Annotated in this window: 23 protein-coding genes; 9 read left to right on the forward strand and 14 right to left on the reverse strand. The window is 34.8% G+C overall.

Annotated elements, in window-relative coordinates; genetic code table 11:
- Window positions 1–91 precede the first annotated feature (91 nt).
- From NTHER_RS15430 to NTHER_RS12990, 3 genes are read right to left on the reverse strand one after another with little or no spacing between them, the layout of a single operon-like run.
- The gene (locus NTHER_RS15430) at window positions 92–952 is read right to left on the reverse strand and encodes a creatininase family protein (RefSeq protein ID WP_012448969.1); all 861 of its coding nucleotides are present in this window, start codon (window positions 950–952) and stop codon (window positions 92–94) included.
- Window positions 953–2,347, reverse strand: a complete 1,395-nt coding sequence (locus NTHER_RS12985) for a sodium:solute symporter family protein (protein ID WP_012448970.1) — start codon at window positions 2,345–2,347, stop codon at window positions 953–955.
- Window positions 2,348–2,383: 36 nt separating this feature from the next.
- Window positions 2,384–2,962, reverse strand: a complete 579-nt coding sequence (locus tag NTHER_RS12990) for a helix-turn-helix domain-containing protein (protein ID WP_012448971.1) — start codon at window positions 2,960–2,962, stop codon at window positions 2,384–2,386.
- A gap of 484 nt (window positions 2,963–3,446) precedes the next feature.
- Here NTHER_RS12990 and NTHER_RS12995 point away from each other — a divergent pair, with 484 nt between their 5' ends.
- Entirely contained in the window at window positions 3,447–5,405 is a 1,959-nt protein-coding gene (locus NTHER_RS12995) for an NAD(P)/FAD-dependent oxidoreductase (RefSeq protein ID WP_012448972.1), read from the forward strand.
- 168 nt (window positions 5,406–5,573) lie between these two features.
- On the opposite strand, the gene NTHER_RS13000 is transcribed toward NTHER_RS12995, so the two are convergent.
- Both NTHER_RS13000 and NTHER_RS13005 read right to left on the reverse strand, forming a co-directional pair.
- Complete coding sequence (locus NTHER_RS13000; protein ID WP_012448973.1) at window positions 5,574–5,867, reverse strand: nucleotidyltransferase family protein; 294 nt, start codon at window positions 5,865–5,867, stop codon at window positions 5,574–5,576.
- A complete protein-coding gene (locus NTHER_RS13005) occupies window positions 5,864–6,265 on the reverse strand; it encodes a nucleotidyltransferase substrate binding protein (protein WP_012448974.1) in 402 nt (133 codons plus the stop codon). Before NTHER_RS13005 ends, NTHER_RS13000 begins: the two co-directional genes overlap by 4 nt.
- Window positions 6,266–6,563: 298 nt before the next feature.
- Here NTHER_RS13005 and NTHER_RS13010 point away from each other — a divergent pair, with 298 nt between their 5' ends.
- Window positions 6,564–7,154 (forward strand): TetR/AcrR family transcriptional regulator, encoded by a 591-nt coding sequence (locus tag NTHER_RS13010; RefSeq protein WP_012448975.1) that lies wholly within the window; start codon window positions 6,564–6,566, stop codon window positions 7,152–7,154.
- 22 nt (window positions 7,155–7,176) lie between these two features.
- Here NTHER_RS13010 and NTHER_RS13015 read toward each other — a convergent pair whose 3' ends face one another.
- Genes NTHER_RS13015 through NTHER_RS15440 form a run of 4 tightly spaced genes read right to left on the reverse strand, consistent with a single transcriptional unit; the run spans window position 7,177 to window position 11,507 of the window.
- Complete coding sequence (locus NTHER_RS13015) at window positions 7,177–7,725, reverse strand: SPASM domain-containing protein (RefSeq protein ID WP_012448976.1); 549 nt, start codon at window positions 7,723–7,725, stop codon at window positions 7,177–7,179.
- Window positions 7,718–8,287: a radical SAM protein gene (locus NTHER_RS13020; protein WP_012448977.1), complete on the reverse strand. Its 570-nt coding sequence runs from the start codon at window positions 8,285–8,287 to the stop codon at window positions 7,718–7,720. The genes NTHER_RS13015 and NTHER_RS13020 overlap by 8 nt, the downstream gene beginning before the upstream one ends.
- The gene (locus NTHER_RS15435) at window positions 8,284–9,417 is read right to left on the reverse strand and encodes a YeiH family protein (protein WP_012448978.1); all 1,134 of its coding nucleotides are present in this window, start codon (window positions 9,415–9,417) and stop codon (window positions 8,284–8,286) included. The genes NTHER_RS13020 and NTHER_RS15435 overlap by 4 nt, the downstream gene beginning before the upstream one ends.
- A gap of 53 nt (window positions 9,418–9,470) precedes the next feature.
- Window positions 9,471–11,507, reverse strand: coding sequence for a methyl-accepting chemotaxis protein (locus NTHER_RS15440; protein ID WP_012448979.1), 2,037 nt, complete (start codon window positions 11,505–11,507; stop codon window positions 9,471–9,473).
- A 976-nt stretch (window positions 11,508–12,483) separates the two neighbouring features.
- Between NTHER_RS15440 and NTHER_RS15985 the strand changes: the two genes are divergently transcribed.
- Entirely contained in the window at window positions 12,484–12,642 is a 159-nt protein-coding gene (locus NTHER_RS15985; protein ID WP_012448980.1) for a hypothetical protein, read from the forward strand.
- Between the two features lie 8 nt (window positions 12,643–12,650).
- Here NTHER_RS15985 and NTHER_RS13035 read toward each other — a convergent pair whose 3' ends face one another.
- The gene (locus tag NTHER_RS13035) at window positions 12,651–13,262 is read right to left on the reverse strand and encodes a hypothetical protein (RefSeq protein WP_012448981.1); all 612 of its coding nucleotides are present in this window, start codon (window positions 13,260–13,262) and stop codon (window positions 12,651–12,653) included.
- 613 nt (window positions 13,263–13,875) lie between these two features.
- Here NTHER_RS13035 and NTHER_RS15810 point away from each other — a divergent pair.
- From NTHER_RS15810 to NTHER_RS13055, 5 genes are all read left to right on the forward strand, one after another.
- On the forward strand, window positions 13,876–14,082 hold the full coding sequence (locus NTHER_RS15810; protein WP_158438290.1) for a hypothetical protein: 207 nt from the start codon (window positions 13,876–13,878) through the stop codon (window positions 14,080–14,082).
- Window positions 14,052–14,276, forward strand: a complete 225-nt coding sequence (locus NTHER_RS15990; protein ID WP_041367186.1) for a hypothetical protein — start codon at window positions 14,052–14,054, stop codon at window positions 14,274–14,276. The genes NTHER_RS15810 and NTHER_RS15990 overlap by 31 nt, the downstream gene beginning before the upstream one ends.
- A 16-nt stretch (window positions 14,277–14,292) precedes the next feature.
- On the forward strand, window positions 14,293–14,496 hold the full coding sequence (locus NTHER_RS16540) for an ATP-binding protein (protein WP_041367188.1): 204 nt from the start codon (window positions 14,293–14,295) through the stop codon (window positions 14,494–14,496).
- A gap of 125 nt (window positions 14,497–14,621) precedes the next feature.
- Complete coding sequence (locus NTHER_RS16420; protein WP_274377056.1) at window positions 14,622–14,756, forward strand: response regulator; 135 nt, start codon at window positions 14,622–14,624, stop codon at window positions 14,754–14,756.
- A 25-nt stretch (window positions 14,757–14,781) separates the two neighbouring features.
- On the forward strand, window positions 14,782–15,363 hold the full coding sequence (locus tag NTHER_RS13055; RefSeq protein WP_238526190.1) for a LytR/AlgR family response regulator transcription factor: 582 nt from the start codon (window positions 14,782–14,784) through the stop codon (window positions 15,361–15,363).
- A gap of 196 nt (window positions 15,364–15,559) precedes the next feature.
- On the opposite strand, the gene NTHER_RS15995 is transcribed toward NTHER_RS13055, so the two are convergent.
- The 4 genes from NTHER_RS15995 to NTHER_RS15705 all read right to left on the reverse strand — a co-directional run bounded on the left by NTHER_RS15995 (window position 15,560) and on the right by NTHER_RS15705 (window position 20,961).
- Entirely contained in the window at window positions 15,560–15,736 is a 177-nt protein-coding gene (locus tag NTHER_RS15995) for a hypothetical protein (RefSeq protein WP_012448983.1), read from the reverse strand.
- Between the two features lie 575 nt (window positions 15,737–16,311).
- A complete protein-coding gene (locus NTHER_RS13060) occupies window positions 16,312–17,595 on the reverse strand; it encodes an IS110 family RNA-guided transposase (RefSeq protein ID WP_012448356.1) in 1,284 nt (427 codons plus the stop codon).
- 278 nt (window positions 17,596–17,873) lie between these two features.
- Window positions 17,874–20,450: a M56 family metallopeptidase gene (locus NTHER_RS13065; protein ID WP_012448984.1), complete on the reverse strand. Its 2,577-nt coding sequence runs from the start codon at window positions 20,448–20,450 to the stop codon at window positions 17,874–17,876.
- 1 nt (window position 20,451) lies between these two features.
- Complete coding sequence (locus NTHER_RS15705; protein WP_012448985.1) at window positions 20,452–20,961, reverse strand: BlaI/MecI/CopY family transcriptional regulator; 510 nt, start codon at window positions 20,959–20,961, stop codon at window positions 20,452–20,454.
- A 460-nt stretch (window positions 20,962–21,421) separates the two neighbouring features.
- Between NTHER_RS15705 and NTHER_RS13075 the strand changes: the two genes are divergently transcribed.
- Window positions 21,422–22,270, forward strand: coding sequence for a formate dehydrogenase accessory protein FdhE (locus NTHER_RS13075; protein WP_012448986.1), 849 nt, complete (start codon window positions 21,422–21,424; stop codon window positions 22,268–22,270).
- Window positions 22,271–22,287: the final 17 nt, after the last annotated feature.

Raw genomic sequence — 22,287 nt, forward strand, 5'->3', positions numbered from 1 at the left:
AATTCCCCCCGGGAATTTCGGGGTTTTGTTTTTAATTTTTTTTTTATTAATTAATTCTCAATTAATTCTTCATGCTTTAATTTTTCATGCTTTAGTTCTTCATGTTTTCCATAACTTTCGGTGACTGCACTACTTCCAATTTTTTAAGAGCTTTTGCTATTACAATCTGTAGAAGTTTTTCACCTGTTTCTCTGGAAGCCGGTTTGTTGTTTCCAATTACACCCGATGCACTAACTTGCTCAATACTCGGTAAATTGCCGCATGGCTCAGAGAATAGATTGTATTTACTAAGTTCAGGATTTTGCGACAGGGCATCAATCAGTTCATCCCGCAGTACCCTCTGATCAAGAGCTTCTGCAAATGATGTTTCTCCTTCACAGGCGTGGCAGAAGAACTGAGTTTCTAGTAAGTGCCCTCCTTGTTCTTTAATTGCATTCCAGTAGTTAAAAATATCGAGTAAATTAGTTTTTTCATTACTTGGAACATTATTTGGGAGTTTATTTGGAACTTTATTGGAGACATTATTTGGACTATTATTTGGACCATTGGAGTTTTCTTTAATCTCTGTTAAGGTTTCTTTTATGATTTCACCATTTCCACCATGTCCGTTTATCAATAAAATGTCAGTAATACCGTGATGATAGTACGAATGTATAATATCCTTTAAGACCATTTTATAGGTTTCTTTTCTGAAACTGACAGTTCCAGGAAACTCCATGTGATGCTGTGAATAGCCAACGGGCATGGATGCTCCAATTCCTATGGAGATATTCATAGATTGCTTTGCTTCCTCGGCAATTTTCTTTGCTAACGCTCTGGCAATATATATGTCATTATCAATGGGAAGATGGGGGCCGTGTTGTTCTATAGATCCTACAGGAAGTAACAATACATCCAGGTCCGGCAGTTTATCTTGAATTTCTTGCCAAGTCAGTCTGCTTAGCTCAAGCAATTATACATCAAACACCTTTAACTGTTCTTTAGACGGCCCCTCTGTCATGTAACTAGAAGCTACAAAAACTATTAAAGATAATATTACTGCCGGCACCATAGGGGGAAGTCCCATAGGTTCATTAAGTAAATGCCAAATAACAGCTGTTCCACCGCCAAATATTATCCCTAAAAATCCGGCAGTAGAGTTGGCCTTTTTCCATAGATAGCCACCATAAAGTGGTATTAACAGAGCTGCGCTGTACATTGTATATGCAAACACTATGGCTGTTACGATATCGGGCATGGCTACAGCTAATGAAAATGCCAGTGCTGCCACAATCACAAGAGATACTCTGCCCACCTTGAGTAAACTCTTGTCACTGCTGTCTTTTCCAATGAAATTTTGATAAAGATCCCTTGTGATATTGATGCTGATACTTAGAAGGAATGAATTAGTGGAAGTAATGATGGCACCTACAATCACTGCCAGTAATATAGCAGCTACGGCAGGATTCATAACCTCAGAAAGTAAAGTCGCAAAAACTTCGTCAGGCACTACATCCGGACCCAAAATACTTCTAGCACTATAACCTAACATAGCTACTAAAAAGTAACCTATTAATGATGTAGGAATCAACCATAGTATCCCCATTTTAGCTGTTCTGCTGTCTTTGGCGGCAAAAGCCCTGGAGAAAATTATGGCCTGCCACACGGCAGTAGTTCCGAATACGGCGATGGCATTGTTAAAGGCCTCACCGGGAGAAGTAGTCCCTAGTGGAGTTAGGAAATTATCAGGTAAGTCCGAGAAAACAGCACCTATACCTCCACCATAACTAAATGCAGATATCACTCCTACGATTAGACCTAAAGCGATAATTATGGCCTGTATACTGTCGGTCAAAGCTACACCGACCATACCGCCAAATAGTGCAATTAAAGTAAAGACTATTATACTAAGTATCATAGCTGGCATAGTTTCAAGTCCAACAAAAGCTGTTAATATTCCGCTTAAGGCGATAATTTGGACGGCTACCAAACCTATATCGCCTAAAATGATCATGATGGAGCCTACAACTTTAGTTTTGTTATCGTATCTTAACTCAAGAAGGTCAGGGACTGTGTACTGTTCTAGTTTCCTACTTTTTTCGGCCATTACAGTAGCAGCCACTGCTACACCTAATAGTGAACCGATACCGGCAAACCACCAGTCAAAGCCCAATTGATAGAAACTGCCTGTCCAACCTGTAACGGTTGCACCACCCACAAATGAAGCGAAAAGGGTTCCAACCAACATGGGAAGTCCTAAATTTCTTCCGGCCAAGGCGAAGTCATCCATGTTTTTGATGTAGCGCGATGTGTAAAACCCAATTCCCAAGATTATCAAAACATAAACGGCCAGTATTGCACCATACATCAATTTTTACCCCCTATGTAAAATTTGGTTAATTTATCAGAAAGAAGGCGGGGTCATGGCCCATACGCTGATGGACTCTTCATCTCCAGGGTTAAAAAACCTGTGGGGAATAGTGGAATCAAAATAAGCACTATCTCCCTCTTCCAGGGTAATAGTTTCATCACCGACGGTGATACCAAGCTTTCCTTTAATCACTAAGCCACATTCTTCACCTTCATGGGTAACTTTTTCGTGTTCTTCCACTTCTCCACTTTTTAAAGTGACTAGCAACATCTCAATTTTGCGATTCATATCCGGTGATAATAACTGATAAATTACATTTGATCTGGGAATGTCTAGCTGTTTTCTGTCTTCTTTTCTAACCACACTAACTTTCTCGCGGTTCAACTCTTCAAAAAAACTGCCCAAGGGCACTTCCAAAGCTTTGGAGATTTTCCACAGACTACCCAGAGATGCCTGAACCTGCCCTCTTTCAATCTGGCTTAATAGACCTGTACTAATCCCTGTCTCTTCCGATACATCTTTTAGTTTTAGGTCTTTAGTTTGTCTTAATTTTTTTATTGTCTCACCAATTTCACTTAAATTAATTTCAGTGTCACTATAATTTTTTGACATAGCTAAACAAAATCCTCCCTTCTTAACAAAATTTTTTGATAAAAATTAATTTTTTTAATATGGCTAAACTTTTCTTTTCTATATTTTGACATGTTCTGAGTATAATATCAAACAAAAAAGATTGCGGATAGTTGAACTCTTCGATTTCAAATCATGTTTCGGGCTGGTACATCTAAAACTCCCCAACAGTAGAATTAAAGCTTCCTGATCAACTGCATCTATCCCGAGACCTATACCCCAAAGGGTCATAACAATAAATAAATTTGATAAGTTACTCAAAATATCGATTCCAAGCTGCGGGAATATGCCTATAGTTCTAAGGGCTACCATGACCAAAAAACCGACAAGTCTAAACTACTAGCTTTTACACAAATCTCATAGCCGCTACAGTAGAGCTTTTAGATTGACAAACATACCGGGGTATGTTACTCTAGTCACATAAGACATACCTCGGTATGTTAAATTTCATTAGGAGGCGTTTATAATGGATAAAAAGTATTCAAAGATTTTTGAACCTATTAACATAGGTGGTGTTGAGGTTAGGAATAGAATTAATATGGCACCAATGACTACACTTTACGCCGGACATAATGGAGAGGTTACAGAACAAATTGTACAGTATTACGGAGCCAGGGCAAGAGGTGGCACCGGTATGGTAACTGTAGAAGGTGCATATGTAAATGAGATGGGAATTCAAATACCAGGTTCAATCAATGTAAGCGATGACAAATATATCCCTGGATTATCTAGGGTTGCAGATGCCATCAAGGGTAATGGCGGTGTAGCAGTTTTACAGCTCATACATTCCGGGATACAAGCTTGGGTGGAACAAGCAGTCGGCCCAAGTGAAATTGGCCGAATCGATGGCAAACCAATTTCTACAGAAAAGACACCAAGGGCCCTGACTACAAAAGAAGTTAACCAATATGTCCAAGATTTTGCAGATGCCGCCCTTAGAGCAAAGATAGCAGGTTTTGATATTGTCCAAGTTCATGGAACACATGGATACCTTATTATGCAATTTTTGTCTCCATTAACCAATAAAAGAACAGACAACTATGGAGCCGACAGAGACCTTTTTCCAGTTGAAATTGTCAAAGCCATTAAAGAAAAATGTGGACAAGACTTCCCGGTGATGTATAGATTATGTGCCGATGAGTCCTTGGGAGATGAACTAATCAATGGTGGTATAACTTTAGAAGATGCTAAAAAGACTGCTGAGAAACTTGAAAATGTTGGAGTAGATGCTTTCGACGTAACTGGAGGATCTGATGATGTGATCCACCTCTATGTACCATCTTCATACGTATTAGAAGAAAATGAAGGTTGTTTTATAGATTTAGCTGCAGAAATTAAAAAAACAGTAAATGTGCCTGTAATGAGTGGCGGAGGAGTAGAAAGCCCTGATGCAGCAGAACAATTGTTAGAATCAGGTCAGGTTGACATGATATTTATGGGAAGGCAACTAATTGCTGATCCAGAGTGGGTATCGAAAATAGAAAAAGAAAATATAGAAGGAATCAAACAATGTGTTAAATGTGTTGAATGTGGCAAAAGAATAGCCTTTCTTAGGGACATGAGATGTGCCGTCAATCCTATAGTAGGTAATGAGTGGAAATATTTAACCGAAAAGGATCTGCCTAAGGCAGCAAATAAAAAGAAAATCCTTGTAATAGGAGCTGGGCCCGGTGGCTTAGAAGCTGCTAGGACATCGGCCATGAGAGGACATGATGTTACAATAGTGGATAAAGAATCAAAAGTAGGTGGAACATTAAATGTAGCTGCAGTCCCCAATTTCAAAAGTAAATTTAAAAAATTAATTAATTGGTACAAGCAGCAGCTTGAAGAGTTAAAGATAAACCTTATATTAAATAAATCTGCAGATTTGGAATTTATCCAAGAAGTTAATCCAGATGAAGTGATATTAGCTACAGGTTCCGAAGAAGTAGTGCCATCTATTCCGGGAGTAGAAAATACAGTTATATCGGATGAAGTATTACTCGGTAATAAAGAGGTAGGGGAAAATGTTGTTGTAATAGGATGTGGACTTGTAGGTGCTGAAACCGCCTACTATATCGCAAAGTCAGGTAAAAAAGTAAACGTTTTTGAAACACTACCACAAACAGATTTAGGCATAGGGGGGATCGCATTATTAAGACCCTCTGGACTATTTGAAAAGTACGGTGTAACAGTTAATTTCAATACACCAATAGTCGAAATATATGAAGATGGAGTTTTGACAGTTGATAAATTTGGCAAGAAAATAATCACAAAAGCAGATACTATTGTCTGCGCAGTAGGTAGGCAACCAGTACATGGCAGTGATTTTGTAAAGTCTATCCGAGAAAATGGCATGGTAGTAAAACCAGTTGGTGATGTTAAGTCTGCCAGAACGGTTTATGAAGCTCTCCATGAAGCCTTTAATGCAGCCGTCAGTATATAATGATAGTCTAAGGAATGACAGTCTGGGAAATGGTAATGCTATGGAAATGATAGCCTAGAGTCTATGAAAATTGATTTTAATGGAGTAATCACTTAGAAAAGGCCCAATTCATGGGTCTTTTCTTTTTATACCATATTTCCTTTTCCTCCGTAGGAATATAAAAGTTTCTCATGCCCTATACACTTCTACACCATCTCTTTCAATATTTTGCCTAAGTTGATCATTATTTAGTTCGTCCATTACTATTAAATTAATTTTATAGATCCCGGCAGCTTCTTCCAGATCAGTCTGAAGTCCTGTTACAGATTGTCCATTTGTATAAACTGCAATATCAATATCCGAATTGTACGCAAAATCACCTCTAGCTCTAGAGCCAAAAATTACTGCTTTTTCTACCGCTTCATACTTACTGAACAATGAAACAATTTTTTGGATTTTCTTATCTTCTAAACCAATGTTCATGATTTGATCTCCCTGCCAAGTTTGTCTTTAAGCTCTTTTAATATTTTGTAGTGTTTACTTTTAATTCTCTGATAAATTTTTTTGGCTTGGTCTTCATCATAAGTATGGGCTGTTAGATTTCTGTCCTCTAACATATCTATCCATGCATCACCTTCAGTTATCAATCCAGCTGCAAAAGCTTCTTTGAAAGCCTCTCGAGGTGACCTGACCTCTGCTATTCCATTATAAGACAAGTAGGTTTTAACTAACTTCCAGGAAAGTTCATAGCTGAACTCAAACCTTTGGATTACCGCATCTAAAACTATATCATCTGTTTCATCCCTATCTAATGATTCTTCCAGTCTAGTTAAAGCTTTTGAATAATTAAGAAATTTTTCTCTGAGCCTTTCCATACTCATATTTATCACCTACTTCAATAAGTATAGTTCCACTTACTCTCATGCTTTTTTTATTATAACATATTTTAACTTTTCAAGATATTTTGCAAATTCATTGTATTCTTCCCAAATAAAAGATGACAGTTTGGGGAAATGGTAATGCTATGGGATTGGAATTATTTTAATTAGATTGACATACTCCCACGGTAATCCAGTAGGCTTTATGCTGATGTTTATCGCAATCTGCCTGAAATTGACAATATAAACTAATCAAAATATAATTAAAATAACTGTAAATAAGAAAGGATGCAATTATAAAATGAGATATACTAGTAGAGAACTAAAAGCCAAAAAAAATAAGAAAAAAATTTTCGTTACTGCAATTGATTTAATAAGAAAAAAAGGTTATGACAATGTATCAATAAATGAAATTTGCTCCTTGTCAGGATTTACTAAAGGGGCTTTTTATCATTACTTTAACTCAAAAGAAGACTTATTAATCCAATTGCTCAGAGATGTAGATGACTACTATACTGTGGAGGTATTACCTAAACTCGATGGAATGTCATCTACTGAAAAGTTAACTTATTTTATGCAACAATTTGCGTATTGTGGTTATGGAGTAGGTGTTGATATAATAAATAACCTGTTTAAGAGCCAAACAAAGGTTTTGAATGATTTTATGAACGATTATGATAGACCTTTTTTCAAAATCCTTTTAGAGATAATAGATGAAGGTCAGAAAAAGGGTGAATTTACAGATAAATTGTCCTGCAAAGAGCTAGCCCAATATTGTATGTCTTTTACATGGGGTGTTTTGCATAATTGGACATTGGAAAACGGCGAATACGATATTGAAGAAAAAATGAAGAGTTATTTAAAGGTATTTATTTTGTCGATACTATATTAATCCAAGTCAGTCTGCTTAGCTTTTAGAAATGTTTTTTGAAATCCTCATTGTATCCCAAGCGACTACATGCACCACATTGGGTTTGAATATTAGTTATCAATTTTGGATTTTCTTGATATATCATTTGAAAAACTTTACCTATAGCCATATTTTCAATTACCATATACCTTGATAGTACTAATAAGGAGTTATAAACTTTTCTCGTTAATCCAAAGCGCCCATCCGGCCGTGGATTATTAATACCGTCTATTATTGAAGCTAAAGATTCTTCATAGACATCCCCTACAGGAAAAGCATGATTCCCACATGTATATACTATTCCATCACAATCTATGAACAAATCCCCATGATGTTTTCCACCATCGTATGCTTTTTCCCTTGGAATGAAATGTGGACATTCAATATCAAATAATCCTTTACCCTTTCTATTCTCTAAAATGTCATCATCTAATTTTTCTGCATCTCCAAGGCTAGCTACATTTAACTCTCTTAAAAAAACTTTTCCTTTTTCATTTTCGTAAATATTACCATTCTTTAATTCTTCTCTTAAGTTCATTCCTAATTTACTCATTACGTTCTTCTACAATTTGATTTGTAGGTTCATCTAGTGAACCACTAGAACTTGCCGTTATTCTTAGCTGATGACCAATTGCATCTAATGTATGTTTTTTACCATAGCCCTCGTTCAAAAATTCATTTATTGCTCTAGATACAGCTTCAGTAGGAACAGCATTGTAAGCATCTGAATAAACACTTTTAAGGGTTGTATGACTACTATCCACACTGAAGTAAACTCTTATAACACCGGCATCCTTTAATGATTTTACTATTTCTGCAGTATTTAAATCGAATAATCCAGCTCTATCAAGTATTTCCTGATTTTGCTTTTTATAGTTACCATAAGCGCCTATAAGACCACCATTTGTTATAACAGTTGGACGTAAACTTCTTCTAGATGAGTAGTCAGATAATTTTAATAAATCATTATACTCCATTAGTGGTTCACCACCAGTCCAATAAACACCAACCATCCCAATATCAGATGCTTCATCAATTAGTTGCTTTATTTTATCTACAGAAAGTTGTTTATTTATAGTTAAATCATCCATAATACCAAAATAAGACTGGTTCAACCCATAATCACAGATGCAAGTAGACCTGTCAAAAATGCTTTAATTCCAAGTTCTTTTAAAGATGATAAATTTATCCCCAGCCCTATACCGGCAAGGGCCATAACAATCAATAAATTGGATAGATTACTCAAAATATCGATTCCAAGCTGAGGAAATATATCTACAGTCCTGAGGGCTACCATGACCAAAAAACCGATAACAAACCAGGGAAAGACTTTTATAAAGCTAACCCGCTTACTGGCTTGCTCATTCCCATGATTTTCTCCTTCCCCAACTCCCTCACATTTACTTTCACTTTCTTTTTTACATTCACTTTCTTTTTTACATTCACTTTCACCTACCCTCTCACTTTCTCTTTCACCGTCTCTTTCACATTCTCTTTCACCGTCTCTGATATCTCTGCTGCTTATATAAGACAGATATAATAACAAGGGAGCAATAAATATATTCCTGGTCAACTTGATAACTGTGGCGACTTCTCCAGCAGACTCACTAAATGAGAAGGCAGCAGCCACCACTTGGCCCGTGTCATTTATGGCCGTTCCTGCCCAGGTTCCGAACTCCAAAGAGCTCATCCCTAGCATCATCCCAATGAGAGGATAGATAACTATAGCACTCAAGCCAAAAGTCGTAATAGTGGCAACAGAAAAAGCTACTTCCTCATCCTTGGCCTTAATAATTGGTGAGCTAGCCACAATGGCACTATTTCCGCAGATGGCCGTTCCTATTGCTATTAAGATGGCCAGATTATATGGTACGCCAAATTTTTTAGATAGTTGTGTAACTAATGTAAGTGCAAGTAATATACATACTATGATTATAAGTAGAGATAAACTTCCGAGCTCAATTATCTCAAAAAAACTGAGCCTAACCCCCATTAAAATTATCCCCAGTTTTAAAAGCTTTTTAGCAGCAAAATCACTTCCTGGATTAATGCTTTCTGGGATAGAACACAGATTGCTCAAAAGAAGTCCAATTAAAAGTGCAACTATCACCGAACTTACTGGATCATATAAAAAATTAACAAATAGCGAAAACAAAGCAATTATAAATACAAATCCTAAACCTGGACCTAAGCTTTGAAGTAAACTTTGATCTAAACGTGATGTTAATCCTGGTTTTTTTGTCATAGCTAAAAGAATACGACACTCCCTTTGGTAAAAGTTAAATTCCCAATTGATAATTAAATCTTAAACTGATTCACTATATCATTTAGTTTTTCCGCCATTTCTGCAAGTTCAGATGTTGCTTCAACGATTTCATTTGTGGAATGACCTTGTTCTTTAGTAGCTGTAGCAACATTTTCTGCATATTGTGCTGCTTCTTGGCTTACTTGAGAAATTTCATTAACTGCATTAATAACAAATTCACTATTTTCATTCATAGTATTTACTCCTAATGAAATTTCTTTAATATATTGACTTAAGTTCTCCATTTCCTGATTGGTTTTATAAAAATTGTCTGCAGTGGATTCAATCACAGAAACACTATTATCAACGGAATTATTGGTATCGTCAACTTCAGCAACTGTCTTTTGAACTCCTTCTTGTATCTCATTAATCAAGCTGGTAATTTGTTCTGTAGAATTGGATGTTTCTTCAGCTAACTTCCTTATTTCCTCAGCTACTACACTAAACCCTTGGCCAGCTTCTCCCGCACGGGCGGCTTCAATTGCAGCATTTAAGGCCAATAAATTTGTTTGAGATGAGATGTCGTTTATTATATCAGTTATCTCTCCTATTTTTTTTGAAAGTTCGCCTAATTTGTTAATTTGCTCTGTAACTCCAAGAGTTCTATTTTTTACATCTTTAACCTGATTAATAGAGTTATTTATCGACTCATTTCCCAATTCTATGTTTTCAATCACGTTATTAGCTTGTTTATTCATTTTTGTGGATTTGTATCCTATATCATCTATTTCATTTTTTAGACTATCTACATTGCTTTTAGTTTCCTCCACTTGAGCAGACTGTTCTTCAGCACCAGAAGCAATTTCTTGTACAGATTTACCCATATCCTCTGTGGAAGTAGAAATTTCTTCACTAGAAGCCGATAACTCTTCACTAGAAGTAGCAAGGTTATCTGCAACACTCATTATATTGGTAATAATATCTTTTAGATTCTTCTGCATAGAATCAAAATTACTAGCTAAATCTCCAATTTCATCTTTTCTATTGATATATTTTTGAGAAATCTCTTTAGTAAAATCGCCTTCGGCAATCACTGCAGTAAAGTCTTTAGTCTCGTTAATAGGATTGATTACTAAATTTTTAATCATAAAATATAAAATTAGCAAAAAAGCAAAAATGCTAATAACAGATATAATAATTAGATAGTATACTTGATTTTGAATGCCTAATTCTTCAGTTGGAAGAGTCAAAATCAATTTTAAACCTGTATCTCCTATATCTGCATGAGAAACGAAATGTTCGCTTTCATTAATCATAGCAGTATTTAACTGATCACCTTCAGCTGACAATATATCTGAAGCAACATCAGTTAGACTACTCATTTCCTGATCTTCAATGTTAATTCCGGGCTCGTCTATATGAGGGTTTACTATAAAATTGCCATTATCAGCTATTAAATAGGCTTCTCCATTATCTCCGATACTAATATTTTCAACGTAACTTTGTAAACCTTCTAAATTAATGTCAATAGAAGTAACACCTATTATTTCATCATCTGAAAAAATTGGTGTTGAATAGGTCATCATTGTAATATCTGAAACTTCATCATAATAAGGTTCAGTCCAAACTGATTCTCCACTATCTCTTCCAGCTTCATACCAATCATGAGTGAAATAATCATATTCTTCATTACTATATTCCCAAGTTACTAAAACTTCACTTTCTTCTTGATGAACATATGGACCATAGAATTCTTCGTCTTCTTCATATTGATAAGGCTCCATCCAAAAACCAGAACCCATGACAAGGTCAATTTCAGTAATAAAATCTTTTATATAATCTAAATTCATATCAGTATCACGACTTTTTGCAATTAAAGAACTCAAGCCTTTAGCACTTTGGTCTATTCTCAAAAAGTCAGAGTTCATGTTTTCTGTTTCTTGTTCGATCCTGGATATTAAGTGCGATTCTGCTTCACTACTTAAATCTTCTCGATAAGATCCAATAATAAAATAAATTTGTAGAGAAAAAACGACCACTGATATTAATAACATAAGCATTAAAATTTTCTTATTTAAAGAATTTCCCATATATAATCCCCTTTCTCTATGTTTAGTTCTGTTAAGTTATATGATATTTAATCAGTCTCCGTCCCGGAGTTAAGATAGTTTTAGACAGAAATCAAAACCCTCCGGGAGAAAGGAGACTGATTCATGACTAAAGTTGTATGCCCTAGATGCAATAACAACTGCTCTGACAAGTTTAATAAGTTTGGTTTTGATAATCATGGTCACCAAGCAATGTTTTGAATCAGTCTACTCCTGCTCAAGTTGCTGGGATTAATTACTCTAATCGTAATAGGACTTTTTGTCTTTTACATAGTAATAATGCCGCTTGAATGCCAAATCTTTTGAAATCTTGCGAGCAAGTGAGCTTATTTTTCATAACAACTTAACAGACTCCTATGTTTTAAACCTGCTAGTTCAAATCGCTAATAAATATTATCTGTCATTTGTTGTTATTGTCTGTCGAATAAGTATTTTCTTTATATTGTCTTAATATTCCTTCTAATCATTCCTACATTTTATACTTTTTTCGACTAATAAGATTTCTCAATTTGCCATAGAGGTTTAATTCTGATTATAAAATTATCTCTAAACAAGTATAAATATGGTTGCAGAAGTGCTAAATCTCGTATCAGATAGCTACAATGATCTGGATCAAGAGATAACAGAAAGCGATAATACTTTAAAAAATATTATTAGTAATCCAAAATTTTTAAAGCCATAGAAAAACTAACGCCAAGACAACAACAAGCAATTCAAATGCTTTATCTTGAAAACTAAACCAAAAAAGAAATCGCCGAAGATTTAAAAACAAGTGTGCAAGCTGTCAATAAAAATAAAAAGAAAGCCTTAAATCAATTGCGAGAGGAACTAGAGAAAGGGGATTTTAGAAATATGCTAAAAATATTATTGACTCTATACTCTTTAATGGTATTACTAAATAATGTATAATTATATCGATACTTGATATCTTTAGATATCCGGCGGGAGGGAGAAAAATTTGCTTTTAATTTTAATTTCATTAATAACAGGTTTTATAGGTATGATGTTCGGAAGTTATGTCGGTGGAGAAGCTTCTATGTTTTTCTGGGGATTCTTTGGGATTATAAGCCCTGCTTTATTTGTGCTAGAGAAAATATATATGAAGTTCGGAGGTTAGAAAAAACTTTAGTTAGCAATTCTTATCAAATATACATGGTTGTATTCTTCTATAACTTTTTCTCTGGTTTCTTTATCGTTGATATCTTTAATATCTGAATACTTATCTACTCCCTCGGCATTAGCAATAACCGCTCCTGCTATGATATTTTTGTCATCACTTATCTCTATTCCCTCTTCTAGTCCTATAAAGTTTGTTGAAGGGTTTTGGTGTTCAGGTAGTTCGATTTCAATTGTTTTTCCATTCCACGTAACTTCTTCTGATGTTTGTCCATGAATGGCCGCAAATTTCCATTCTTCACCTTTTCTATTGATAGTGATATTACCTGTATCTTCTGAACTGACATTTAAAACAGTTTGACTATCTTCCAAGTTCCCATCCTTGTAATGCTCAAGCTCAATTCCAAAATTCTCGCCTTCTACGAAATTATAATCATATATCCAGGTATGATCACCAAGGGGAACAATTGCACGCTCGGCTTCAAAGGATAGTTCCGCCGGCTCTATAGTAAGATTTTCTTCAGGTTCTCCTATCCCAGAACTCTGCTGGTTGCAACCACTAACAAAATACAGAGACAAAACAGATACTATCACAACCAACAAACCTTTTTTAAAATTCAATTTAAGCCACCTCCAGTTTTCTATAAGACAAAAAACCCTTTAAACTTTATTATATTTGATTTTAACACAAGGTGACCATTTGACAAAATTTGACATGTGCTATAAATCATTATTGTTAAGAATTAAAATATGCATCATTTAGGTTTTACAATATCCTTTTCATGTTTGTATAGCGGCTATTTGTGAATCGAAGAAGGTTAAGGAAAATTTTTCTATAATTAGTTATTCAAAACATATTAGGAGGCCCAATACTTTATTTATCCAGGATTTTCAATCCGTTTCAAGGGTATCACACTATAGTCACTTATGGATCACTGACACTATTGTGTACTTTTATAGGGCTGCGGGGTTTTACATCGTTTTAAATAAAACTAATTTTTATATATCAGATTTGCAATTACCAAATTGGGAAACAAATGAAAAAAGAAAAATAATATTATTCATTACTCTAAACACAGCTTTAATCACAGATGTTATTCTGCATTTTATTTTATCAATAAACATCCAGTCCTATAATCTTTTTCCGACAATAACCACTATTTTAATTACTGGCCTAACAATAATGAGTTTGTTCGTAATAAAATTTTTGATGAAAAATAAAAAAACTATAGAGGTGAAAAATTTACATAACTATGTAGATAAAACTAAAAAAATTATAGACATGCTCAATACTAAATCACACGAACACAAGCGAAATTCAGAAACTGTTAAAGCTATGATCGGATTAGGTGAACATCAAGAAGCAAGTAAATACATAAATCAAATTCCAAATCAAGAAAAAAACAAAGAATGTATTCATATGTTAAAGATCCTGCTTTAAATATCACGTTAAATACTCAAAAAAAATTAGCGGATGAAAAAAATATCGATTTTGACTTTGCTATTAAAGACGATATTTCACAATGGAATATTAAATCATGGGATTTAAATACATTAGTTGGCAACCTTATAAATAACTCGTTTGAGGCAGTTATCAACAATGAGGAAAAAAATATGTTGGGCTTGAATTTATAAGTGATTCTAGAGGAAAATGATTATTGTTTCTAATAATGGCTCGAAAATATCAAGGAATAATCTAGGTAAAATTTTTGAACAGGGATATTCAACTAAGGGGAATGCCAGGGGATATGGTTTACACATAGTTAAGAATATTACGCAAAATTACAATGCTGAAATAGAAGTTAGTTCAACCAAATATAAAACCGAGTTTTTTATTATTTTTCCCCAGATTTAGGAGGAAGTTCAGCATGATAAAACGATTGTCTAATTTAATCGCCTTTAAAATTGGAAGTGAACTAAAGTCTTATTATAGGGGGGTAGGCTACCCCTATAATCTTTTAACAGAGGTGAAATGAAGTTATGGAAGCATTAATTTTAGAAGACGAAAAATTCACAAGGAAATATTATAAAACTATTATCGAAAAAAATCCCGATATAAGTACCGTACACACCACTTTTAACCCAGAAAAAGCAAGTTCAATTAATAACCGATAAGAAGATAGAACTTGGTATAATAGATATAGAACTAACAGGACAAAACAGAAACGGTTTAGAAACTGCTAAAGTGATTAGACAAATAAGTGAGGATATAGAACTTATTTTTTTAACAGGGTATTCAGAGTATGCTTTAAATTCATTTGAAGTTTATCCCTTCAATTATTTAGTTAAACCTATTGATGAAGAGCGTTTACTTGAAGTTATCGGCCAAGCTACGAAAAAAATTAAAAGCTTTACAGAACATGAAGAAATCAAAAAAATAGCTTTTAATGAACAAGGGAAAATCATTCAAATTCCTCTACAAAGTATAATATTCATAGAAAAAATTAAAAAAACAAGAAAGTCGCAAATATATTGCGACAATAGTTATAGTTGTATTGTATCACTGAACTTGAATGAACTTGAAGAACAACTTACCAATGAGTTTGTAAGATGTCATAAATCTTTTATAGTGAATACAAATAAAATATTGGAAGTAAAAAATACGTGTTCCCGCAATTATGAAGTGATTTTTAAAAAAATTAATAAAACTGCCCTGTCCAGTGTTCGTGGATATAAAAGATTGAGGAAAATAATTATTGGAGTCTGTCAAGGGTCAGTGTAAGAGTCTATCAAATAATTGGTATAAACAATCGTATTATTACCTATAGGAAGAACTTAAATACAGTGAAGAAATCGAGAGCGAGGAGGGTTTCCCGAGTGAGGGAGCATAGCTCCCTCGATTGTTAATTTTTGAGATTTTATGGTGATTATAAATTCTCATAATAATAGTTATCTTACTCAAAATCAGAAAGTATTTCTTACTTTTTGCTAAAGTCAGATTCATCTTCGTTTTCATTTTTAGTATCAATTTTCTCTTGGGCCTCTAACTTTCCTTTTTTCACAGCATTCTTCACTAAATAATATCCTCCCGTTACAATAATAGCTAAAACAATCAAGATTAAAATTGATTCAAAAATGCCAATTCTTCCGAGCATCTAATTCCCCCTAATTTAGTATTGCTGATCCTATAATACTACTCCCTTTACTTTCCTGTGTTGAAGGCTGTTAGTCTATATGAAATTAGAAATTAACGATATTGTTTAATTAAAAAAAAGGAGGTACTAACGTTTTTAAAATTTAATTAATTTTTACTCTGTTTCTAAATATTTTTCTTCTGCAGGTGTCTTTTCATTTTCTTCTGAAGTTATTGGAGATGCTTGACAATATACTCACTCATTCTCAAGATTTCACTACCATCCATTTTAAGGACTAGGAAGAAAATTTCATATAATGCAATTTTTGTAAAACAGGAGTACCTTTAAATAAGGGTTGTTCCTGGCAAAATATGGTGGCACATTTAATGGATCTCCACTTGTTCCTTGGTGGTTTTACCTCCCATATCTCACTGGGTCCATTATGGCCCTTATAAATTCCTTCGTTCTACCTAGCCAAGGGTGGAGGCCAGTTTTGCTCCTTAGCAGGGTCAATGCCCGAATGGATTATTATGACTGGCTTCTCCGTGCTCCTTTTGTGGATGTAGTATAAATTCTTAAGACTCCAATTTGGCTGCTTATGCAGCATCCTGCAATAAATTTAATGAACTGTTCTTTAACATCATCCTGCCATTATAAGGTGTCTTTTTGGTACCTAGGGCAAACAAAACTCTGATCAATCTACACGCTAATGCTACAAGCGATTGTTTCTTTTTTAAGGGATTTTCTGGCCTTGTGGTATAATAATCGTGTAATAACTTAAATTCAGGGTTTTTGGCTACTAATGGAATCACGCAGCGATATAAGAGTCCTCTCAAACGAGGTCGACCTCGTTTGGTTATCTTGGTTTCACCTTTGTGCTTACCTGAACTGTTCTCTTTTAGATTTAAGCCTGCCAGCTTCTTAATTTGATTTGGATGTTGATAATTAGAAAGATCACCCACTTCAGCCAAAAATCCTGCCACTGTTACCATCCCTACTCCAGGAATACTCATCATTTCTTCTGCTCCTGGAATTTCTTTTAAAATATTTTCTATCTGAACAAGTACTTGTTCTAACTCTTCTATTAAAGCGTCATACTGCGACAATAGGGTTTTCAATTCTTGTCTTGCCATTATCTCGCCTTCTGTTAGCCCAGTACTGTTTTGGGCTGCTTCTTTCAGCTTTTTTGCTCTTTTTTTACCTACTGCTCGATTTACTTCTTGTTTCCAGCAACTTACTATCTCTTCTTCACTATGACCTAATATTTCTTTTGGTAGGGGAAATTTTTTTAAAGTTAATAGTGCTGCTTTTCCATCCCAGTTCTTAAACACTGTGCTGAATTCTGGGAAGTAGCGATCTAACCAATTGTCTACCCTACCTTTTACACGCCTTAAGTCATCTGTTAGCCGATCTCGCAAATTCATCCCATTCCGTAGTTCTGCATATATTCCTGTAGGGATATTGGGTACTGAGTAACGGCCATCTTTTACTAACTGTGCTATCACTTTTGCATCTTTAATATCATTTTTAGTTGGTGAGTTGTCGTCTAGTTCTTTGCTTTTCTTTACGTGATTTGGATTTACTAAAATAGTTTGGATACCTGTTTGCTTTAAAAATTGAGCTAGAGTCAGCCAGTATTGGCCAGTAGGTTCCATACCTACTAAGACTTCTTCTTTTGCTTGTTCTTGTTTGATTACCTCTAGCCAACTTAAAAACTTCTTAAAACCTTTCCTGGTGTTTTCAAAGGTGATTGGTTTCGAAAACTCCACACCCCGAAAATCCTGAGCTCTTGCTACGTGTTCTGCTTTTGCAATGTCTACTCCGATAATCAAACTTGACTCTTTTACTTGATTAATTCTCTCATTTTGGGTATACTTCATGGTAAGTACCTCCTCTGCTTAAATTAAGGGTCGTCATTTCTAGGTGTAGCGACACCTCGTATATTAGCAGGAGGTACTTTTTTTATCAATCTTCATTTTAATTCATTACAGGAATGCTCCTTATAAATTAGTTAATGTTAGTACCTCCTTTCACCTAAATTGTAAGTCCTTAATAGCTTGCCATCAATAAAATATCATAATCGCGCGCCATATTAGCATAAATAATGTATAAGCTGACATAAACGAAACAATTTTGCACAGCTCTCAAGTTATTCGACTTATTCTATATCCACGACAGTAGGCAAATCAGCATTAACAGGTAGTAGTTTTCCCCAGAAATATTCACCGTCTATTTCAGACACAGCGGCTTCAACTTCTCCCGAGGAAGTCTCCAGTATTACACTATCGACATCTTCTTCAAATATCCATGAGTAATGAAAATAATATTCTGAGACACTTTGGTACTTAGAACCAACTCTTCCGGAAAAAGTCTTCTCAGGATCTACCTCTTCATGATGAGTTAATTCGTGTCGAGATAATTGAAAACCTCCATTTTCCAGTTCTATCATAGCTACTTTAAGATTATCATTTGACTGATACACAAATAAATCACCTTCATCGTAGGATTTTGTCAATTCTATATTCATATCATCGTCGTCAAGAAAATCAATAATTTCTAAGGTACTTCCTTCCTCGACACCAATTGGGTTATCTGCCAAATTCAGGTCCTCTAAATTATCCATCTCTTCTAAAGCTTGATAGTCACTGATACGGTTATCACTTAAATGTAGAACATTTAGATCGTCTAAGTTTTCAAGAGGTGTGAAGTCATGGATTTCATTTTCGTTAGCATGAAGTGAACCTAAATTTGTCAGTCCTTCTATATAAGATAAATCTTCAATTTGAAGATTATCTATCGCTAGTGTGCTTAACTCTTCTAGTTCAGCCAAAGCAGATAGATCGTCAATGGGATTGGAATTTAAAATAAGGGTATTTAAACCATCTAAACTCTCTATACTAGATATATCTTGAATCCCATTTTGAGCTATTGATAACAGGCTTAAGTTCTCCAGGTTTTGAAGTGGAGATATATCTGTGATGTGATTTTTGTTCATAATCAACCAGGTCAATTTGGGAAAATTACTGGCTATCTGCTCCACATTTTCATCATCCAAATTAGTTTCAGTTAAGAACAACATCGATAAATTTTCATTTCCAAACAAGGGAGAAAGATCGTCTATTTCAGCCCCATAAAAGCCTACTGAAGATAAGTTTTCCAGATCTTCTAATGGTGATAAGTCAGTGATTTGATCGCCATGCAGGTGAAGCACCTCTAGATTTGAAGCATATTCAAGGCCCGTAAGGTCTTCTGGATACTCATCTTCCTTTGGGGAATCATCTTCTGGGGAATCATCTTCCTCTAGATTCTCATCTTTCTCTACATTCTCATCTTCCCCTAGGGAGTCATCCACCCGCGGGGGCTCATCCTTCTTTAGATTCTCATCTTCATATGATTCTGGAATATTTAATCGTGTCAGCTCTTTCATATCTGCTTTGGTGATATCTTCCCCATCTTCAATCTCAAGTTCTTCTCGAATTTGCTTTTCTAGCACTTCATCGGGTATTGGTACAGTATCATCGGCATCTAAACCATCTGATGGTCCCGATAATCCTATACAACCTGTCAGAACAATTAAGCTTATGGCAATGACAGAAAGCTTAACTGTAGGCCTTTTAAAGTTTGAAATCATTTTAACTCTCCTCACTAAATCAGATTTGTTATTTGCTATTCCCGTAGTACCAGGTAAAGTTTTCTGGTTGGCAATACCATTTAATACATTAAGAATGGTATGACCGTACTGCTTTCTCTCTTGGGAGTTCAAATAATACATGACATATTCATCACAGGCGAATTCGCAGTCTCTTCTCATTTTAGAAAAAGCATACCAAATCACCGGGTTAAACCAATGTAAAATTTGTAGGATAGTGCTCACCCATATAATAGCCACATCTTTTTGTTTAATATGGGATAGTTCGTGCAAAATAATATATTCAATCTCTTCGTTTGAAAGATATTCAGTTAAATTTTCAGGTAATACGAGTTTAGGTTTTGATACACCCAAAACAAAAGGAGTTTTGATTGAATTAGTAGATATAACTTTTATCTCACCCTGAAAACCCAATTTTGTTTTACTTTTATTTACAATCTCCATAATATTTTTATCAGTGGCAACTTCATGCTTTTTAATATTGTATTTAAGCTTGTAGTAAGAAAATACAAAAATACCACTGAACACTAGAACACCTAACAGCCAAATGCGGCTGATTTCTTCAAATCCTAAGCTAAAAATCCTTGTGATACTGTTGCTGTTTATGCTAATACTGCTGCTACTGCTGTCACTACCTCTATGTACTTCATCTTGGTGAACGCCTGGAGATGAGTCCTTCTCGCCCTGTTCTTTACTGCTTAAATCACTGCCACTGGCCAGATCTCTGCCACTACTCAGATCTTCATCTGTACTCTCGGTTTCAGGTGATTGTTCTTGCACATCTACTCCCGGGGCCTGGGAAGAGTCAGAATCAGCTTGTTCAAGAAGTTCATTTAGTGAAAGTGTTTCTATATTTTCTGTATGATAATGTTCTTGAACAAAGGGTAGATAATTATATATACTGACAGATGCTTCAGGGGCAACGGGAATTAACAATCTTATAATCAGTAGCATCCAAATAAAATAATGCCAGCGAGGGGTCAGTACCCTACCAAAGAAAAATTTGATCAATAAAATTAGACCTGTAACCACAATTCCCATAAGTGACAGTGTGATAATGATAGAAAATATATCAACTGCATTCATATCAATTTCCCCCTAGCTCATCATGGCCTTTATGCCCTTCACACTCATCATGGCGGTCAGCACCTTTACAATCATCATGTCCTTCATACACAACATGACCATTTTGGTCTTTACTGTTATCCTCTCGGGCTTCACCCTCTGTATCGTCATCCAAAAGTTTTTTAAGTTCATTTATCTCTTGTTGTGATAATCTGTCCTGTTTAATAAAGTTTGCCACTAACATAGAAACTGATCCATTATATACTTTTTCTAAAAAAGTTTCTGTTTCCGTAAGCCTACACTCCTCTTTCGACAGCAAAGGATAGTACAAGTAACGTGTAGTATTTTTCTCTACCCCAACAACACCTTTTTTTACTAATCTACTAATCAAGGTGTGAATAGTCTTGGGTTTCCAGTCTGTTTGAGGTTGTAATCTTTCTATAATAGCACTAGAAGGGATTGGGGAATCATCCCACAAAACCTCCATGACTTCCCATTCGGAATCGGATATTTTATTAGTTTTTTTAACCACAAAAACCCCTCCTACATATGTAATCCTTGTAGTTACATCTTACATTTGTAGGAAAGGTTTGTCAACCGAATGTATAGAGATAGGCACTTTAACTTACTCCCACAGCTAAAGCAGTGGACTTTCTGCTATTGTTCGTAATATTTATCTCGAATATTTAGTTGATGACACTGTAAAATTTCTAATTGAATGGATTATGGTCATAAAAAATTTTTAAATGATACAAATATTTTTTTGGAGGATAGTTTGTGTAATCACGGAATAAGAATAATAAGAGAATTAGTTAAGTCAATATAAAACCAATTAAATTCATATTGAACTAAACAGTGATGAATATTATTATTAATAATATTCTTAATTTTCCTAATTTTTTAAACACTAGTTTTAAAAATACTACATTTATTGAAATTTTACATTTTTTTGTACATCTGATTTTAATAAGCACAAACAAAGGGGGGAGAAAATGTCACAAGATCAGCTGGAATACGAACTAGAAAATTGCCAGAAGTACTACTTTGATTTTGAAAATTTGAAATGGCTTATTAAGCTACTGTATAAATTCCGCCAAGATTTAAAAATAGAACACAATTGCAAAGAAACACCAGCCAAACTAAACAATATACAAATTTCTCTAACAGACCTAATAAGTACTGTAGAGCAAATTGTAAAACAGATTAAAGCAGAACAAAAAAATCGGTTACTAACCAAAGATATCAATATCTGGTTAACAGATTTGAAAACTGTATTATCTTCCTATCAGGAACACGTAAAACTCAATGAGATTGGAGAACTGATAAGCAAAGTCAATCAACAATTTCCAGCTAAAAGGGATTTCACCAATTTAATCCTAATTTTTTCTTTTTCTACTCTATTGGAATTAAAAAATATAAGAAATATCATAGCTGGTTTTAGTACAGCAGATTGGCAAAATGGTCACGGTTACTGCCCTATCTGTCTTAATAAGCCACACTACGGATTACTCAGGTCCAAAGACGGCAAAAAGATGTTGGAATGTTGGTTGTGTAGTATGCAATGGGAATTCCCGAGACTTAAGTGCCCTTATTGCAAAAACGAAAACCAAAATCAACTAGGATTATTTACTTTTGTTAGAGATGACTTGTGTCGAGTTCAGTTTTGCGAAAATTGTTTTAGTTATCACAAAGTCTTCGATTTGCGCAAATCGGGATCTGTATTTTTGTTGGAAATGCACAATTTCGCCAGTTTAACTCACGATTTGTATGCTGAAAAGGAAGGTTTTCAACCGGGTTCAGGACTTAGCTGGGTCAATGAAGGAGATTTAATTAACACCTAATTTTCTAAGGAGGTGAC

This window comes from Natranaerobius thermophilus JW/NM-WN-LF (genome assembly GCF_000020005.1).
Classification (GTDB): domain Bacteria; phylum Bacillota; class Natranaerobiia; order Natranaerobiales; family Natranaerobiaceae; genus Natranaerobius; species Natranaerobius thermophilus.